This is a genomic window from Streptococcus suis (assembly GCF_002960445.1).
GTDB lineage: Bacteria > Bacillota > Bacilli > Lactobacillales > Streptococcaceae > Streptococcus > Streptococcus hyiners.
In genome coordinates, this window is record NZ_POJD01000134.1 from 1 (window position 1) to 303 (window position 303).

Genomic DNA, 303 nt, shown 5'->3' on the forward strand with positions numbered 1-303 from the left:
GTCCAGCGTTATCACCACCTTGATAACGTGCGATTACTTCAGCATTAGCAGACAAGAAGTCTGTAATTTTACCCTTACCTTCGTCGCCCCACTGGGTTCCTACAACAACTACTGATGTCATATTCACTCTTTCTCTGAACTGGCTAACCAGCCCAGCCTTTCTTCTACTTCTGGCAGGAATCTCACCTGCAAGTTTCGTTTTACACACTATTCTATCAAAAAACGAACATTTTTTCAAGAAATTCCAATAATTTCATATATATCGAATGTTTTTATTTTTTTAAAAGTATATTTTAAAAAAAT

1 protein-coding gene is annotated in these 303 nt (G+C 36.0%); it reads right to left on the reverse strand.

The genetic code is table 11. The features are described 5' to 3' along the window. A partial coding sequence (locus C1G53_RS03745) for an adenylosuccinate synthetase (RefSeq protein WP_192873103.1) occupies window positions 1-121 on the reverse strand: 121 nt, incomplete at its 3' end. Window positions 122-303: the final 182 nt, after the last annotated feature.